This is a genomic window from Ruminococcus sp. 8Y-12, assembly GCF_058119865.1.
Map to the genome: position 1 here is coordinate 464338 of NZ_CM176623.1, position 16862 is coordinate 481199.

Genomic DNA, 16862 nt, shown 5'->3' on the forward strand with positions numbered 1-16862 from the left:
TCTCGTAACCAAAAAATATGGCATGCACCACCAGGCTGAATCAACCGCGATTGTTGACAGTGCATTAAAACTACTCCCCTTTAACAGAAGTATTTAATTTTTGCTGTTAAATAAGTATAACGGCTTACCGGGTGGTTGTCAACCATTTTTTGGATAACCTCTTCGACATCTGACAACTCTGGTTACTGTGAACATGTGCACAGTAACCAGCTCTATGTACACTCCTGGTTTTTAAGGAACCGCTCCAGCATCTGCATCTCGTCCTCAAAGAGGCAGTGCCAGGTGCTGTCCGCCTTTATTTTACAAAGACACTCTCTTAGTTCCATCCATAGGACAGACTCCACCTCCTCCTTCTGTATCCGCATCCGCTCCGGCTCCAGTTCACAGAAATACACATACACCGCGCTCAGCTCGTGGTTGTTCCAGGGCTTCCCATAAAATTCTGAATGGATCAGTGCATCATGCATTCCCACCAGCTGCAGCTGGTTCGGACAGGCCCTGACTCCCAGCTCCTCCCACAGCTCCCTGACGGCTGTGTCCAGGTAATCTTCCCCCGCCGGGAGATGTCCCGCGGAGGAGATGTCATAGCATCCCGGAAAGGAATCCTTGTCGGCGCTTCTCTTTTGAAGCAGAATCTCCCACTCTCCTCTTTTGTTTTTCCGTACCAGCCACACATGGGAAGTTCCATGCAGATCTCCGTCCCGATGTACCAGAGACCGCTCCTTGACCTGTCCGGTTACTTTTCCGTCTGCTGTGCGTATATCAAAGTACTCCATCTTTTTCCACCTCTGCGTACGCTCTCACGATTCCCATCAGGATTTCCACCACTTTTTCCATCCCCTGCACAGTGATGTGCTCGTAAGGCCCGTGGAATGCGTATCCCCCTGTTCCCAGGTTGGGGCAGGGCAGCCCCATGAAGCTGAGCCTGGCTCCGTCTGTGCCTCCCCGGATGGGATTTGTCACCGGCTCCACCCCTGCGGCTTTTGCTGCTTTTCGCGCATTCTCTATGAGGTGAAAACAGGGTTTGATCTTCTCCGCCATATTTCGGTACTGTTCCTTAATTTTCAGACAAACCGTATCCTCCCCGTATTTTTGGTTAAGCGCATCCGCAATCTCATGAAGCCTCTGCAGCTTTTCTTCATATTTCGCCTTATCGTGGTCACGGACAATGTAGGACAGGGATGCTTTCTCCACATTTCCCTCCATCTCCAGGAGATGGTAAAAGCCCTCGTAACCTTGCGTATCTCTGGGTGTCTCTTTCTTTGGAAGCATCTGATTGATCTCCATGGCAGCCAGGGCTGCATTGACCATAGTATCCTTTGCGCTCCCGGGATGGACATTAAAACCGTTTATCTCAAATGTCGCGCCTGCGGCATTGAAATTCTCATATTCAATTTCACCCTCCGCCCCGCCGTCCACTGTGTAGGCAAAGTCAGCTCCAAAGCCATCCACGTCAAAATAATCAGCCCCTGCCCCAGTCTCCTCATCCGGGGTAAAACCGATGCAGATCCTTCCATGGGCCGTCCCGCCCTCCATGAGCCTCTGGGCCAAGGTCATGATCTCAGCCACTCCTGCCTTATCGTCAGCCCCCAGGATTGTGGTTCCGTCACTGGTAATCAGTGTTCTCCTCTTCAGGTCAGCAAGGCCTTTGAAAACCCTGGTTTCCAGAGTACGTCCACTGTCTCCAAGAAACAGATCCTTCCCATCGTACTCCTCATGAATCAGAGGTTTTACCTGCTCCCGGGCAAAATCTGACACCGTATCCATGTGGGCGATAAATCCAATGGACGGACATCTCTCACATCCCTCACTGGCTGGTATGGACGCGTACACATAGCATTTCTCATCTACCCTGGCATCCGTGATCCCCATCCCCCTCAGCTCTTCTACAAGCATACGGGCCAAATCAAACTGGCACCCTGTAGTGGGCACTGTACTGCTTTTTTCATCACTGGCTGTGGGTACCTGCACATAGCGCAGAAACCGCCCGGCCACACTTTCCCTTTGTATCGTCATAGGCCTGTCACCTCCATTTTCTTCGCTACTATTGTATCAAGACCACAGTGGAAAGACAAGGCCCCATCTATTTTTCAGACAAACCCTCTTTTTGCCAAAATCCTCTTTTCCGCAGAGGAAAAAATAAACTTATCAATACAAATGCCAACCACAATAATTACCAGCATAACTAGCATCACCTGGTTAATGTCCGCCAGATCCCGGCCCAGAATCAGAGTATAGCCAAGCCCCGTGGAGGCAGACATGACCTCCGCAGACATAAGGGCTCTCCACGCAAAGGACCAGCCCTGCCTGAGTCCCGCGATCAGGGCGGGCAGGCTTGCAGGGAAAATCACTTTCAAATACAGTGCCTTTTTCGAAGCTCCCATGGTTCTGGCTGCTTTTAGATAAATTGGATTGATACTCCTCACCCCGTTTTCTAAAGCCAAAGAAACACTGAACGCAGATCCCATGATCACAACAAAGAGAATGGCCTGCTCCTTTAGCCCGAACCATAAAATAGCAAACGGCACCCAGCAGACACTGGGCAAAGACTGTATTCCAAGTATCAGGGGCTTTAAAGCGCTGCCCACAGCCCCAAACTGTACCATAATGATACCTACTATAACACCGATCACAATGGCAATCAGAAAGCCGGACGCAGCCCGCAGCAGACTGTAGAGGACAGCCATCAACAGGGTTCTGTCCGCACAGAGGCTGACCAGAGTTTCCACCACACCCAGAGGGCTTGGCATGGCGTAAGGTTTCCATATTTCCAGCACATTTACCCCAACTGTGTACGCGCACTGCCAGATGGCAAGCAGTATGATATAAATGAGGATCTGTGTTCCGATTTTCCTATTCCTGGTCATATTCTTCTTTTGCAATTTTCACTACCTCCCTCTGTACCAGCTCCAGTATTTCCTTACGTATTTTAATAAATTCCGGTGAATCAATTTTTCTGGGCCTTGGCAGATTCACCTGGTAGATATGTTTGATCTCCCCCGGATTGTCCGAGAGCACCACAATCCGGTCTGCAAAGAACACTGCCTCCTCCACACTGTGAGTGATAAAAAAGACGGTCTTTTTCGTTTTCAGCCAAATATTCTGCAGTTCATCCCGCAAAATATTGGTGGTCTGCTTGTCCAGGGCTGAGAAGGGTTCATCCATCAGAAGTATCTTGCTGTCCAAACACAGCGCCCGGGCCAGGGCGGTCCGCTGCTTCATCCCTCCTGACAGCTGGTGAATTGGATAATCCTTAAAGTGATAGAGCTGGACCATCTTCAGATAGTACTGTGCCCTTTTCTCCTGCTCTGTCCGGTCAAGCCCGGCCAGTTCCATGCCAAACCGCACATTCTCTGCCACGGTCAGCCAAGGAAAAAGAGCCGCTTCCTGAAACATGACGATCCGGTCCGCCCCCGGCGCCTTTACCTCCTGCCCGTCTACCAGAACACTCCCTTCCGTAGGTGTCTCCAGTCCCGCGATCAGGTTTAAAAGAGTGGACTTTCCGCATCCTGACGGGCCCACCACACAGATGAACTCCCCTGGTTCTATTTCCAAATTGATATCCTTCAGGGTCTCCTTTTGGGTTCCCTCAAAGCTCTTGCTCAGATTCTTTATTGAAACGGTCATCTTTACCTCCCTGTTTCCCGTATTTTTTTGTAATTATTGTAGCTATTTAACAGGTCTGCTCGTTTACTGCGCTGACTGTAAGAAAAACCATTTATTTAAGCAGACTGCTATCAATGATATCCTCGTTGGGCAACTCGTCTATAAATCCTTCCTGCTTATTCAGCTTGGCAAACTCTGTTATCGAAGCCTCCGGAATCACGGTGGAAAAAATCAGCCTCTCATATGCCCTCTGCAGCACTTCATCCTCAATCCCCTTCTGCGTCGCTTCCTCGATCTCCTGGTTTGCCAGTTTCCCCGCTTCTTTGGGGTTGGCATTTATATAATCTGTTGACTCCTGGTGCGCCTCTATAAACTTCTCCACCACATCCCTGTGCTCTTCCAGGAATTCTTTCCGCACCACCACCACAGCTGTGGCGTAATTTCCCTCCATCCACACCTGATCATAGTCCAGCAGAACCTTGGCCCCATTCTGTTCCAGAATGGTTCCCCAGGGTTCCGGCACCAGAGCGGCGTCAATATTATCCTGATCCATCAAATTGGCCACATCCGCATTGGAGGCTGCTACCACATTTACCGTGCCCCCCTCCGCTTTCGTTTTCAGGCCATTCTCCTTCATGAGGTTGAGCAGGGAAAGGTGCTGGGTATTGCCCAATTGGGGGATGGAAACATTTTTCCCGTCCAGATCCTCCACGCTCTCAATGCCTGCACCGTCCCTCACCACCAGCACCGCCCCGGCATTTGCAGCCCCGGCAATGATCTGCACATCCCCCTGGGATTTGATATAAGCGCTGATTGCGGGTACAGGTCCTATATAACCCATATCGATCTCTCCTGCGAAAATGGCTTCCACCTCAGCGGGACCTGCATTAAAAGAAATCCAGTCCACTTCCGCACTCTCCCCCAGCTTTTCTTCCAGCAGCCCCTGGGACTTCATCACCAGAGCCTGTGAGTGAGTTATATTGGGAAAGTAGGCCACCCGTACCTTATCCTCATTCTTTTTTCCGCATCCTGCCAGAGCCGCGGCTGCACACAGAACGAAGCCTGTGAGTTTTACGTTTTTCCAGATATTCATATTTCCATTCCTCCTGCATTGACAAATATTTTTATGGTTTTATAATGAAAACATACCGAATCTTTTTCCTGCGGCCTGTACAGCAAAGGCAGAAACCTGCCGAACAGTTGCCGCGAACACCCAGATAGTAACACATAGAGCGGAAAGATTCACCCCAAATTACACAAACGTTTTCACGGAGGTTTACATGTCTTTAAAGAAAATTGCCCAGATAACCGGAGTCTCCCCTTCCACCGTTTCCAGGGTCCTGAATAATAAAAACCATAAATGTGCCTCAGAGGAGATAAAGGATAAAATATGGTCCGCTGCCAGAGAGCTGGGGTATCTCCCCAATGAGAGCGCAAGAAACCTGAAAAAAGGGGCGTCTTCTGCCTCTGCGCCCTTAAAGGTCTCTGTTCTGCTGTCCAGATTTGACTCCCTGGAAACTGATCCATTTTTTAAAGAGGTGTTCCGCCACATTGAAACAGAACTCTTTGAGCAGCACTGCATCCTGAATCACGTGCTGTACGCCCGGGATCTGATGGACAGCTCCTTCTGTGACAGCGGCTCCACCAGCGGGCTCATGATCTTAGGCCGGTGCCCCCAGTCCCTTCTCCCAAAGCTCAAAAGCCATTACCGGAACATTGTGGGAATCGGCCGCAATCCTACGGAGTATGAGATTGATGAGATCGTATGCGACGGAGTCATGGCTGCACGAACAGCAATGGAGTATCTGATTTCCCTTGGACACAGGAAGATTGCCTATATCGGGGACTGCAGCTCCGAGACCCGTTTTACCGGTTACCATGAGTCTCTCATCTCCCATAAAATCCCCTTCCACTTTCAGAACGTTCACCCCACAGCCCAGACAGAGCCTGAGGGCTATCTGGTGATGCGCTCCATCATGGAAGGCACGGATAAACCCACTGCTATTTTCTGTGCAAACGATGTCACAGCTTTGGGGGTACTGCGGGCCTACCATGAATTTCCTCAGACAGAATACCAGCCCTCCGTGATTTCCATTGACAATATCGAAGCTGCGCAGGACACCACCCCTCTGCTCACCACCATCAATATACCCAAGGAAGATATGGGACGCCTGGCGGTTACGCTGCTGATCAGCCGCATTCGGGGAAAGCACACGGAGAATGTGCGCCTGGAGGTACCCTGCAGGCTGGTGGTAAGAGAGAGCTGTTATCTCTTAAGATAGGATACGGTGTTTCATAAATTACTATAAAAAGAATAGAGCCTGCCCGGGAGATTCTCTATGAACCTCCCGGACAAGCTCTAAAACCATTTGAACATTTACTGAATCTCAATTAGTTTCGGCTTATCTTCAATTTTCTTCTGTGTCTCTTTGGGAACAACCAGTCTCAAAATTCCATCCTTAAATCCGGCCTTGATGTCTTCCTGCTCCAAATGATCTCCCACATAGAAAGTTCGCTTGCACGTTCCTGTATAGCGCTCCTTGCGGATGTAACGCCCCTTCTCATCCTTCTCTTCTTTGTTGTCTGTCCTGTTTGCGGAGATGGTCAGGTAGCCTTCCTTCAACTCTGCCTGGATATCTTCCCTGGCGTATCCCGGAAGCTCGATGTCTAACGTGTAAGTGTTTGCGTCCTCTTTTACATCTGTCTTCATCACCTGCGCAACATTGTTGTCATAGCTGCGGCTGAAAAACGGGTCTCTAAACATCTCATCAAATAAATCAAAAGTTCTTAACATAGTTCATTCCTCCTTGAATAATTTATCTAAATGTTTACTTGTTTTATTTGTTATATATTTTATAGCACAGATTGTTAGCACTGTCAAGAGGTGAGTGCTAATATTTTTAATTTTTTTTTGCAAACCCTAAAATAAATGGTTTGCAATTACTTTTCCTCCTAGAGAGGAACTATACTCAGACAATACGCTTCGCAAACATCTCCGCATTGATATGCCAATATCCATCCTCTTTTACGGTTACATTCTGCCAATGAAAACGGTTCTCCTCAATCTTGGTAAAAACCCACTTTCTCCTTTCATCATCAAGGTACGTCAGTACGATCATACCGTCTTGTTTTCTTGCTTCAAGCCGTATTATATTTCCTGTGTAACCATAAGCAACATCCCATGCGTGCGTTTTGGGATTGTAAATGCGAAGTGAAGTACCATATTCATAATCTGGCAAGATAATCACATCCTGAATCGCCATTCCTTCAAGAACCCATGAAAAATGCCACTCTCCTTTTATTTCGAAAGAATCGTTGCGGTCAATATAGTCGATTTGCCAGCTGCCAATAAGCTTTCCAAAATAATTGTACTCATCGGGCAGTTCTATATTTTTACTTTTGCTTACCAGTGCTTTTAAAAAATCTTGCATATTCTAATTCCTCCTTAGTCAGATCCAATTTTCCAGCTGTACTAACCTGAGGTTAGCTTTCTAAAATTGCCCTAATATATTTATATTCTTTGCAATGTTTTCAAAATACCCGCTCAAACTCTTTCAATTTCTCCCTGGCCTCAGCGCTGAGGCTGCGGGGTACCTGAATCTCCACCACCGCGTACTGGTCTCCATGGACGGAGGGATTCTTCATGGAGACAATGCCCTTCCCTCTCAGACGGACCTTTGTTCCGGGCTGGGTTCCCGCTTTGATGGTACAGAGTACCTCCCCATAGATTGTACGGATCTTTACCTCCCCGCCCAGGGCAGCGGTTGTAAATGGGATGGCAACCGTGGTATACACATCCATTCCCTCCCTTTTAAACCCAGGTTTCTCTTTCACTGTAATTTTCAAAAGCAGATCCCCGGCCCGGCCGCCACCAGTGCCAGCCATACCCTTTCCCTTTAGTCGGATTGTTTTTCCTGTATCTATGCCCGCAGGAATATTCACCTCATAAGTGCGCATGTTTCCTGCGCTGTCCTGCAGACGAATGATTTTATTACCGCCCAATGCTGCCTCATCAAAACTCACCTCCACATCTGCATGCAGGTCTGATCCTTTTGTGCAAAATGCGTCTTCACCAAATCTGCTGCCTTCAAACCCTTTTCCCCCATATTCCTCTCTCTGAAATCCATGTCTTTGAAAGCCCCCGCTATAATACCCCCTGGTACCGGTGCCGCGAAATGCATCTCCGAAAAAATCGCTGAATAAATCATCCATATCTCCATTTCCCTGGAAATGAAATCCCTGATATCCCCTGTATCCATTCGCCTCTGCGGCCCCCTCCTCAAAAGCGGCGTGGCCAAACTGGTCATACTGTTTCCTCTTTTCCTCATCTCTCAGAATATTATAGGCCTCTGTGACCTCTTTGAACTGCTCTTGGGCCCTTGCATTTCCTGTATTGCTGTCAGGGTGATATTTTTTTGCCAGCTTCCGGTATGCCTTTTTGATTGCGGAGGCATCGGCATTCCGGTCCAGACCTAAGATTTCATAATAATCTCTCTTAGCACTCACTGTCCTCACCTTCCTTCTTTTATAATAAAAACGCATGGGTCTCGTAAAAAATAAGAGGCCAAGCAATTGACCTCTCGTTTTTTACGTCCTCCAGGCATGCCTGTGTTTTGTTCTATATGTAATATAACATCTATTATCAGTGATGTCAAGAGAGGCGCATTCATTTTTTTGTTTATTTATTTATTCATTTCAATCCACGCTCGGTAATTTAACAGAGTACGACCACATCTTTCGATGCTTGATTGATTTCATGTCAGTGGGGAATACCGATTTCTCTCCACCTATAGAGGCGGGAGAAGCCTCACTTATTTTGTTGAAAACTCATGTGCCTGACTGGCTGGAAAAGGCCGCTGAGCAGGGTTATAAATTCTTTATGAAAACGCGCTCTACCTCATCAGCCACCTCTTTGCAGGCATCCGTACATCTCATAATGTGATCATATATCTCCCGCCAGGCGATGGTATGAAACACATCAACAGTATTACAGTGGAGAGCTCTCATACTGTCCAGAAGCAGCCGGTTCTCCTCCTTTGCCAGGGCATTGATATGTAAAATCCGTTCCCTCCATTTCCTGGAATGTTTGAAATCAGCCAGCTCCTTTAGAAGCTCACACATCTCTTCACAGCACCGGATAGCAATCTTTAGCATGCTGACTGCCTCCGGGCGTATGATCTGTATATCATTCATATACATACGAAGAAACACTTTCTCGACGCTATCTGTCACTTCATTGATCCGGCTGCTCAGTACCAGGATATCCTCCTTATCCATTGGGGTTATGAAGGCTTTTGCCAGCTTCTCCACCATCTGAAGTCTTTTTTCATCCGCCGCCCGCTTCATTTTATGAATTTCTTCCATGACAGCAGACGCTTTACCTGCCTTAAAATTTGCCAGGTGATCTCTGAGCATAAGGGCTGTCCTGCGGGAAATTTCCCCACAGGCGGTTAAATTTTCGAAATAATAAGAATCCTGCCTATTGGACATGCTGCCTCCCCTCCCTTAGCGATTTCTCTTAAAAAATATACATAAACAGCTTTGCTGTCACAAAGCTGATCAGTCCGCAGCCTGGAAAAGTAAAGACCCATGTCAGCATCATGTCCTTTACAACGCTGAAATTAATGGAAGAGAGACGTTTCACTGCCCCCACCCCCATAATCGCGCTTGTCTTTGTATGTGTAGTGGAGACAGGTATACCCAGCAGGCTGGAGTACAACAGGCAGGCTGCTCCAGCCAGATCAGCCGCAAATCCCTGATAACGCTCCAGCTTTACCATATCCATCCCCACTGATTTGATAATTTTTTCTCCTCCCACACTGGTTCCCAGCGCCATGACCACGCTGCACAGCAGCATCATCCATACCGGTATCTCCATACCTGCCACAGAACTCTGTCCATTGGAGAGTGCCATTCCCAGAAACAGCACGCCGATAAATTTTTGTCCGTCCTGAGCCCCGTGCATAAAGCTCATGGCAGCCGCACCCGCAATCTGGGCTCCTGCAAAAAAGCGGTCTGTTTTGCGCAGCTCCAGGCCATGACACAGACTCGTAATGATTTTACTGATTACCCAGCCGTTAATAAATCCCAGAAACAGGCTGAGCGCCAGGCCATACAGCACCTTCACCCACTCGCTTCCATTTATCCCGCCGATTCCCTGGTTGATTGCAATGGCTGCTCCGGACAGACCTGCAATCAGACTGTGGCTTTCACTTGTTGGAATGCCAAACCAGGATGCCGCCACACTATACACTACGATCGATACCAGAGCAGCACACAGTGCAATCAGGGCATCCTGGGTGTTGTTTCCGAACTCAACCATATTGCTGATGGTAGATGCAACAGAATTGTTAATCTGAGTCATGACAAACACTCCCAGAAAGTTGCATGCAGCGCCCATCCAAATAGCAGTTCGGACTTCGAGGCATCGGGTAGTCACACAGGTCGCAATGGCGTTGGGCGCATCGGTCCATCCATTGACAAAAATAACCCCCAGCGTGAGCACGATCGTAATCGCTAATATCGGATTACACGTTATTTCTCTCCAGAAATAGAAGAACGAAACATCCATAGATAGGTATCCCTTTCAGCCTGAATCAGATGGCATTTTCAAATTCATCGATATTATCGGCTTTCCCGATTACCACAATGATATCTGACCCTTTAAAGCGGTAATCAGGCTTAACTTCAATGGTAGTCAGTATGCTCACATCTACCTTTTCTCCAATGCATACAATTACCACATCACAGTTTTGGATGCCAACCTCTCTCAGTGTCTCGATGCTCAGATTCTCAGATACAAAAGCATAATCCGTATACTGGCGCATCTCCTTTATCTTTCCCTCATCCCGGTCCACGACAATAACCTCTCTGCCGGACTTGGCCAGTGTGACAGCAAGCGCTGTGCCAAAACGGCCCAACCCGATTACCCCATAGGAGGCAGATGACGATTTTTTTCTCATATTTAAATTCCTTTCTATGTTTTAACCAATTGTAATAGTCTCTTCTGAATAGCGTGTATTGGGTTCCGGATGATTGATCCATATGGAAAGGAGCGTAACTGCCCCCAGTCTTCCAATAAACATAACTAGAATAATCACCATTTTGCCCGCAATACTCAGTTCCGGAGTGATGCCGGTTGACAGGCCTACCGTTCCAAAAGCGGAAACCACCTCAAAAAACAGCTGTATAAAGCTGCATTCCGGTTGGAAAACACACATAAAAAAAGTTGCCAGGCATACTACAGCACCGGAAAGGATTGTAAGCATACACGCCTTTGATATATTTTGCTTTGATATGCTCCGGTGAAACGCGTTGGCTGTCTTTTTCGTATACATACTCCTTGTGGCTTGAATCAGCACAAAGAAGGTACTCGTCTTTATGCCTCCTCCGGTTGAGCCCGGAGAGGCGCCGATAAACATTAGTATACACAGAACAAACAGCCCCGCATTGGTAAAGGCTCCTATGGAATAGGTGGAAAATCCGGCTGTTCTGGCAGACACACTTTGAAAAAAAGCGCCCAGCCACGAAATATTTTCCGTGGCCTTGAGCAGAATGGTTCCCGCGATGAGCAAAACGGCGCTGGTGATCAACACCACTTTGGAATGCAGGGAAAGTTTTCGAAAACGCCTTTGCTTCAGCATATCCAGGATTACGAGAAAACCAAGTCCCCCAAAGAATATCAAGGTACAGGTAGTCAGGTTTAAAAGGAGATTGTTCTGATACGGAATCAGGTTGTGCATTCCCCCCAGGATATCAAATCCGGAATTGTTAAACGCTGCAATAGAGTGGAATATACTGATACCCAGAGCATGTACCGGCGGATAATCCTGGCTGAAAACCAGAAAGCTGAGCAATGCTCCCCCGGCCTCAAAGCACAGCGTCATCAGCAAAACGGATTTAACTAACCGTACAATCCCCTTATAGCTGTCTATGTTCAGAGCCTCTTTTACTAAAAGCCTGCCTTTAATGCTCACACGCTTGCCGGCAGCAATCATAAGTCCAACCCCCACAGAGGTTACCCCTAAGCCGCCGATCTGTATCAGCGCTGCAACCACTCCCTGCCCAAAGGCAGTGAAGTGCTCCGCTGTGTCAATGGCAATAAGGCCAGTGACGCAGACCGCACTGGTGGACGTAAACAACCCATCAATAAACGAAACATTTGCCCCCTCCCTTACGGAGACGGGCATTAAAAGAAGCAGTGTCCCCAGAAGAATCACTGCTGCAAACCCCATGGTTATCAAGCGGCCCGGAGGCTGACGCTTGAAAAAATTGAGAATACATCTCATTTTATGCACCTTACCTTTTTAACGCGCACGCTGCCTATGGCACTTCCACTTATCCAAAATAGGTCCCCCAGGTATTGCATCAATAGAAGGGTACGCAAAAAGAGACCAACAGGCCGGTCAGCGAATACTGGTTAACAGTTGCAAAAGTGCCTACACCTCTTTTTTCCATCTTTTTTCTGTCTGGTGATTATATCGCACAAGAAGCGTGCCATAGGATATAGATATGATTGAAGGTATGCAAAAAATGCCCTCTTTAGAGATATCCACAAAGAGAAACTTGATATTGATAAAACCGTTAAAATTAGCACCAGGTTCTTAAGCGTTCGTTCTTTTAACTGCCGCATCCTCACAGCCGTGTTTTTCTGCTCTGGCTGTATGAAGTCTGCCGCATTGATATGATCACTTTCCATATGAATCACATCTCCCTGTTGAGAGGATTCTTCATATACCCGATGAATTCGTTCTGTATCCGCTGCCCTTTCTAAGGGCAGCCAAAAGGGCAGAAATGTACTGATTAGAATAATACACAAAACAGCGTAAATAGCCTTATGCTTTCCTCTCATTCTTCTGCCCTCCACGGAAAATTATATATAAATTAACACCAAAGATATGAAATGTCAAGACAAATCGGAACTCTGCCTGTCTCCCAGATAAAAGCGATTTTTGTCCACCCTGATCAGCCTCTCTCTCTGCATTTTGCCCAGCTCATTTGACATGGCAGAGCGGTCCACGCTGAGGTAATCTGCCAGTTGCTGACGGTTGAAAGGAATAGTAAATTCCTGGCTCTCATTCTTCATAGCCTGATAGGACAGATAGGACAAAAGCCTGCCCCGTATCAGCTTGGAAGACGTATGGAGAATCCTGCGTGACAAATTTAAATTCTTCTGTGCAGATATGGATAGTAAATTCCGAACCAGCTTGTTATGATGGGAACAGGAATTGGAGCATACCTGAAGCATCTTTCCTACATTTATAAAAAGTACATCTGTGGGTTCTGCAGCAATCACATTCACCATCAGCTTTTCTCCGGGCAGGCAGGCGTAAGTCTCCGCAAAGACCTGCCCGGGCTCCACCCTGTCTAAAACGCTGCGGTTGCCCCAGATATCGTCGTTTTCAATAAGCACGCTTCCGTCAAGCACGATTCCCACGGCCGCAGCCGTGTCACCGATGTGGTAAATCATTTCTTCTTTTTCAAAATGACTCTTCCTGGCTCCAAGGCACTCCAGCATACGCTCCACTTCCTGTGCTGATGTTCCCTTGAAAAGGGCCGTTTTCGACAGACTGAGAAAATCCATTTCCATCTCCTTTTTGTTGTTTTAACAACATATCTTTTCCAATCAATATATTATACTTAGCACGTAAAGTCAAGGACAGACAGGTATGAGCAAGGAGGATGATAGCCGTGATTGCAAATACTTTAGATATGTCCTTTTAAAAAGGAGAATAACGATATGGAGAATAAGATGTTTTGTTATCAATGTCAGGAAACTGCTGGATGTACCGGATGCACACAATCAGGGGTATGTGGAAAAAAACCGGATGTGGCGGCCATGCAGGATCTTCTGGTATACGTTACAAAAGGGATTTGTGCGGTAACCACCCAATTGGCCACAGAGGGTACGAGTGTATCCCGCGAAGTGAATCATCTCATAAGCACCAATTTATTTACCACCATTACCAATGCAAACTTTGACAAAAAGGCTATTGTCGCTCGCATTCTGGAAACGCTGGATAAAAAGCAGGAGCTGCTTAAGCTGGTACAGAAGAAAGAGCTTCTGCCAAAAGCTGCCCTCTGGAATGCCGGGGAAGATGCGTTTTTGGTAAAGGCAAAGGAGGTGGGCGTACTTTCCACAGAGGATGAGGACATTCGCAGCCTGCGTGAACTGATCACCTATGGGCTGAAGGGGCTGGCCGCATACTCCAAACACGCCAATGCCCTGCTTATGGAGGACCCAGAAATGGATGCCTTTCTGCAGCGCGCACTGGCTGCCACACTGGTTGATTCCCTGTCCGCAGATGATCTGATAGCCCTCACGCTGGAGACCGGAAAGTACGGTGTCAACGGGATGGCTCTTCTGGACCGTGCCAATACCGAGGCCTACGGCAGCCCTGAAATCACAAAAGTAAATATCGGTACAGGCACGCGCCCGGGCATACTCGTTTCCGGCCATGATCTGCATGATCTGGAAATGCTCCTCAGACAAGCTGAGGGGGCAGGCGTAGATGTATACACACACTCTGAAATGCTGCCTGCCCATTACTATCCTGCATTTAAAAAATATTCGAATTTTGTGGGCAACTATGGAAATGCATGGTGGAAACAGACAGAAGAGTTTGAAAGCTTCAACGGTCCGATCCTTATGACAACCAACTGTATTGTCCCTCCCAGGGACAGCTATAAGGACAGGTTGTATACCACCGGAGCGGCGGGATATCCCGGATGCCGGCATATACTAGGAGAAATCGGGGAAGAAAAGGATTTTACAGGGATCATCGAACATGCAAAACGCTGTACGCCTCCTGTGGAGCTTGAGCAGGGTGAAATTGTTGGCGGCTTTGCACACAATCAGGTTCTCTCTTTAGCAAATGAGATTGTAGCTGCAGTTCAGTCTGGGGCAATCAAAAAGTTTGTGGTCATGGCAGGCTGCGACGGACGCGCAAAATCCAGAGATTATTACACGGACTTTGCCAGGGCACTCCCCAAAGATGCCGTCATCCTCACCGCCGGTTGTGCAAAGTATAAGTATAATAAGCTTGATTTAGGTGATATTAACGGAATACCGCGGGTACTGGATGCGGGGCAGTGCAACGACTCCTACTCCCTGGCTATAATTGCCTTAAGGCTAAAGGAAGTGTTCGGACTAGAGGATATCAATGAACTTCCCATTGTCTATAACATTGCCTGGTATGAGCAGAAAGCTGTCATTGTTCTTCTTGCTCTGCTATACCTGGGTGTAAAAAATATACACCTTGGCCCAACCCTCCCCGCCTTCCTCTCGCCTAATGTGGCAAACGTCCTTGTAGAGCGCTTCGGCATCGCAGGTATCCGCTCAGTGGAGGAGGACATGGAACTGTTTTTTGGGGGAAACGCAATCTAAACGATTTTATGGGGAAATGTAGCGGCGCACGTCACGCAGGGCACAAGAGGTGTCCGGAGCGTGACGTACGTACTATTTACCTACCGGTATCGAATGTTATGGTCCCAAGCTCTGTCACCCGATCATTCAGAGACACTTTCTCCTTCTCCTCCAAAGTTTCCTCATCGATCTCGTAGCTATAAAATCCTCCGTCTGCGTCCCTGGTGTAACTGTCGATGCCATCGGCATTGAACATGATAAGCTTTAGTGTCACAATCCCTGTCAGCACCTCCCCCTCCTTATCACCATTCTCTCTTCCCATCTGGACGGCATTTCCCTCACCGGACTCCACGTCAAACCACACCATGTTTCCATTTTGATCCTTTCCGTACAGGTAAAGATCAAACAGATTTTCCTCAAGTTCTTCTCCTTCGTATAGGAAATCAATCCTTTCACCCATGGCGCTGCTGGTATAATATAAGAATTCCACTTCTTCAGATTCAAATGTAATTTTCTGATTCAGAGGTAATTTTAGCGTATCATTGGACAATTTCCGGCTGTCAGCAGAAAATTTATATTGACAGGTCTCCCCCTGCCAACTGCAGACTGTCTGTATCTCTACCTGTGATTCTTCTATGTCTTCTGCATCTCCACGTTCATAGCACCACACAATCTGCATAAAGGACTGCTCGGAAACCTCGATCTCATTGCCTTTTAGCTTCAGCACCTGACCGTTCATATCTGTGCGGATATCAAAGACATCCGGATTTGCCTGCACGGCTGACTGCGGTTCCCGGTCCTGCTCCTGGTCTCCCACCTTTTCCGCAAATATAGTTCCGCTTCGGGCTGCCCCCTTCTCTATGCTCATACTTTCGCAAAGCTTATCCATCTCCTCCTGGCTGCCCTCTAAGGCTGTGGATACATAAAGGTATTTTTCATCCATCAGAACCGACTTGAGTGTGACCTGAAGCCCACCCAGCTGATTTGTCTCATTTACCACATCCTCATACTCATCAAGCCTATCGCTCACCCCCCAGAACTGAGCCAGAGACATTCCAATGCTCTTTACAGCGGCCACCACCTGGGTGCGTACCGGTTCCCAACAGAGTATAACTGCCAGTGCGGCTGCCGCCGCCAGTCCCGCTCTCCCCCATACCTTCCGTCTGCGGTTCGCGGACTGTTTCGCAAGCTTTTCTATCCGCTTCCTCTGTGCTCCTGTCATAGGGATCTCCTCAAACTCATCCAAATCGATCTGCGCCCCATTCAGGCAGCGATAAATCTTCTCGTTCATTTTAACTCCTTTCCTGCTGAAACCTACTGCGCAGCTTCTTTTTCCCGCGGGAGATATGGTTGTAAATTCTGTCCTTTGACATTTTGTGCCTGCTGCTCACTTCCTCTATATCCAATTCCTCCACATAAAGGTCATAAAATAGCTGCCGGTCCTTTGGATTTAAACTGGATAAAAGCAGCTCCACTTCCTCTGAGAGCTCCTGCTTCTCCGCAGTCAAAGGCTCCTCCCAGGCGCCTGCTGATGCCTCATCCAGTGCAACGGTATCCAGCATTCGAATCTGTTTTCTTTGATAATCAATGGCGCGGTACACGGCAATGGCTGCTGCCCAGTTTTTAAAACTGCTTTTGGACGGATCATAACAGTCCGCATGATTCCAGATATTCAGAAATACATCGTCCAGACATTCTTCCTGGAGTTCCAAAAATGCGTGAAGCTTTTTTCGTATGATACCCCTCAGCAGGCCGCCGTAGCATTCCATCACATAGCGCAGTGCTTTTTCATTGTGCTTTTGCAGCTGATCTACATAATTCTCCTCTGTTATTTTCATGATCTGCTCCTTTTTCATGACATCATTTGTGATACACTAATGAATACGCAATT

General features: G+C 47.7%; 18 protein-coding genes. 2 read left to right on the forward strand and 16 right to left on the reverse strand.

The genetic code is table 11. From position 1 onward, the window contains the following. Positions 1-212: 212 nt before the first annotated feature. From AC0THY_RS01795 to AC0THY_RS01815, 5 genes are all read right to left on the reverse strand, one after another. Positions 213-776 carry an NUDIX hydrolase gene (locus tag AC0THY_RS01795; RefSeq protein ID WP_489992762.1) on the reverse strand — a complete coding sequence of 188 codons (564 nt, stop codon included), beginning with the start codon at positions 774-776 and terminating at the stop codon, positions 213-215. Next, positions 763-2016 (reverse strand): peptidase T, encoded by a 1254-nt coding sequence (pepT, locus tag AC0THY_RS01800; protein ID WP_489992763.1) that lies wholly within the window; start codon positions 2014-2016, stop codon positions 763-765. The genes AC0THY_RS01795 and pepT overlap by 14 nt, the downstream gene beginning before the upstream one ends. A 74-nt stretch (positions 2017-2090) precedes the next feature. Continuing rightward, positions 2091-2882, reverse strand: coding sequence for an ABC transporter permease (locus AC0THY_RS01805; RefSeq protein ID WP_489992764.1), 792 nt, complete (start codon positions 2880-2882; stop codon positions 2091-2093). After that, a complete protein-coding gene (locus tag AC0THY_RS01810) occupies positions 2854-3627 on the reverse strand; it encodes an ABC transporter ATP-binding protein (protein ID WP_489992765.1) in 774 nt (257 codons plus the stop codon). Before AC0THY_RS01810 ends, AC0THY_RS01805 begins: the two co-directional genes overlap by 29 nt. Positions 3628-3718: 91 nt before the next feature. Beyond that, positions 3719-4699 (reverse strand): aliphatic sulfonate ABC transporter substrate-binding protein, encoded by a 981-nt coding sequence (locus tag AC0THY_RS01815; protein WP_489992766.1) that lies wholly within the window; start codon positions 4697-4699, stop codon positions 3719-3721. Positions 4700-4886: 187 nt separating this feature from the next. Between AC0THY_RS01815 and AC0THY_RS01820 the strand changes: the two genes are divergently transcribed. Then, entirely contained in the window at positions 4887-5888 is a 1002-nt protein-coding gene (locus AC0THY_RS01820) for a LacI family DNA-binding transcriptional regulator (protein WP_489992767.1), read from the forward strand. Positions 5889-5983: 95 nt separating this feature from the next. Here the strand turns inward: AC0THY_RS01820 and AC0THY_RS01825 are convergent, their stop codons facing one another. From AC0THY_RS01825 to AC0THY_RS01865, 9 genes are all read right to left on the reverse strand, one after another. Beyond that, a complete protein-coding gene (locus tag AC0THY_RS01825) occupies positions 5984-6400 on the reverse strand; it encodes an Hsp20/alpha crystallin family protein (RefSeq protein ID WP_489992768.1) in 417 nt (138 codons plus the stop codon). 175 nt (positions 6401-6575) lie between these two features. Then, entirely contained in the window at positions 6576-7037 is a 462-nt protein-coding gene (locus AC0THY_RS01830) for a hypothetical protein (protein WP_489992769.1), read from the reverse strand. A gap of 100 nt (positions 7038-7137) precedes the next feature. Beyond that, complete coding sequence (locus AC0THY_RS01835; RefSeq protein WP_489992770.1) at positions 7138-8112, reverse strand: DnaJ C-terminal domain-containing protein; 975 nt, start codon at positions 8110-8112, stop codon at positions 7138-7140. Positions 8113-8472: 360 nt separating this feature from the next. After that, positions 8473-9096 carry a DUF47 domain-containing protein gene (locus AC0THY_RS01840; protein WP_489992771.1) on the reverse strand — a complete coding sequence of 208 codons (624 nt, stop codon included), beginning with the start codon at positions 9094-9096 and terminating at the stop codon, positions 8473-8475. Between the two features lie 28 nt (positions 9097-9124). Beyond that, a complete protein-coding gene (locus AC0THY_RS01845; protein ID WP_489992772.1) occupies positions 9125-10177 on the reverse strand; it encodes an inorganic phosphate transporter in 1053 nt (350 codons plus the stop codon). 25 nt (positions 10178-10202) lie between these two features. Continuing rightward, positions 10203-10568 carry an NAD-binding protein gene (locus tag AC0THY_RS01850; protein WP_489992773.1) on the reverse strand — a complete coding sequence of 122 codons (366 nt, stop codon included), beginning with the start codon at positions 10566-10568 and terminating at the stop codon, positions 10203-10205. 21 nt (positions 10569-10589) lie between these two features. Then, positions 10590-11894, reverse strand: a complete 1305-nt coding sequence (locus AC0THY_RS01855) for a TrkH family potassium uptake protein (protein ID WP_489992774.1) — start codon at positions 11892-11894, stop codon at positions 10590-10592. A gap of 131 nt (positions 11895-12025) precedes the next feature. Then, positions 12026-12457 (reverse strand): hypothetical protein, encoded by a 432-nt coding sequence (locus AC0THY_RS01860; RefSeq protein ID WP_489992775.1) that lies wholly within the window; start codon positions 12455-12457, stop codon positions 12026-12028. Between the two features lie 54 nt (positions 12458-12511). After that, complete coding sequence (locus AC0THY_RS01865; protein WP_489992776.1) at positions 12512-13189, reverse strand: Crp/Fnr family transcriptional regulator; 678 nt, start codon at positions 13187-13189, stop codon at positions 12512-12514. Between the two features lie 156 nt (positions 13190-13345). Between AC0THY_RS01865 and hcp the strand changes: the two genes are divergently transcribed. Further along, a complete protein-coding gene (hcp, locus tag AC0THY_RS01870; protein WP_489992777.1) occupies positions 13346-14992 on the forward strand; it encodes a hydroxylamine reductase in 1647 nt (548 codons plus the stop codon). Positions 14993-15068: 76 nt separating this feature from the next. Here hcp and AC0THY_RS01875 read toward each other — a convergent pair whose 3' ends face one another. Both AC0THY_RS01875 and AC0THY_RS01880 read right to left on the reverse strand, forming a co-directional pair. Then, positions 15069-16262 carry a hypothetical protein gene (locus tag AC0THY_RS01875; RefSeq protein ID WP_489992778.1) on the reverse strand — a complete coding sequence of 398 codons (1194 nt, stop codon included), beginning with the start codon at positions 16260-16262 and terminating at the stop codon, positions 15069-15071. A 1-nt stretch (position 16263) separates the two neighbouring features. Beyond that, positions 16264-16809, reverse strand: coding sequence for a sigma-70 family RNA polymerase sigma factor (locus AC0THY_RS01880; protein WP_489992779.1), 546 nt, complete (start codon positions 16807-16809; stop codon positions 16264-16266). Positions 16810-16862: the final 53 nt, after the last annotated feature.